Source organism: Acidovorax sp. NB1, assembly GCF_005405905.1.
In the GTDB taxonomy this organism is placed as follows: domain Bacteria; phylum Pseudomonadota; class Gammaproteobacteria; order Burkholderiales; family Burkholderiaceae_C; genus Acidovorax.
On record NZ_BJHU01000038.1, the window covers coordinates 1 to 825 of the forward strand.

Annotated in this window: 1 protein-coding gene; it reads right to left on the reverse strand. The window is 65.7% G+C overall.

Going from position 1 to position 825, the window contains the following annotated elements:
* Positions 1-825 (reverse strand): bifunctional diguanylate cyclase/phosphodiesterase (locus AvAM_RS19805; protein ID WP_137748675.1); only part of this gene is annotated, 825 nt, incomplete at both ends.

Here is an 825-nt window from a genome sequence, read left to right on the forward strand (position 1 = left end):
GCCGGTGCCGAAGTCATCGAGCGCAAAGCCCACGCCTTCGCTTTTGAGCTGCACCATGCGGGCGATGGTGTCTTCGATGTCTCCCAAGAGCAGGCTTTCGGTGAGTTCGAGTTTGAGTTTGCGGGGGTCGGCGTTGTGGGCCTTGAGGGTTTGCAGTACTTCGGCCACGAAGCCGGGTTGCCGGAACTGGCGCGCGCTGACGTTCACCGAGATGGACAGGTGGGCGGTATTGTCGTGCTGGCTCCAGCGCTGCAGTTGTTCGCAGGCGGTTCGGAGTACGTATTGGCCCAGGGGGAGGATGAGGCCGGTCTGTTCTGCCAGGGGGATGAAGTCGCCGGGGCTGATCATGCCGCGCTGGGGGTGGCGCCAGCGCACCAGGGCTTCTGCACCCATGAGGCGGGCGTGGTGGTCTACCACGGGCTGGTAGTGCACGAGCAATTCGCCCCGGGCCAGACCCTGGCGCAGGTCGGCTTCGAGGTTGGAGCGGGCGTTGACGGCCGCCTGCATGTCGGGGTCGAAGAAGCGTTGGGTGTTGCGGCCTGCGGCTTTGGCCTGGTACATGGCCAGGTCGGCGCGTTTGAGCAGTTCGTCCACGCCCAGGCGTTCGTCGCCAAAGAGGGTGATGCCGATGCTGGGGGTGCTGTAGTGCTGGGCGCCGTCCAGCTCGAAGGGCTGGTTCAGGCTGGCCAGGAGTTTTTCTGCGACGGTTTCTGCCTGGGTGGCGGCGTTTTGCAGGTCGGGGGCCAGGGCTTCGAGCATGACGACGAATTCGTCGCCGCCAAAGCGGGCCACGGTGTCGGCTTCGCGCACGCTGCCCACCAGGCG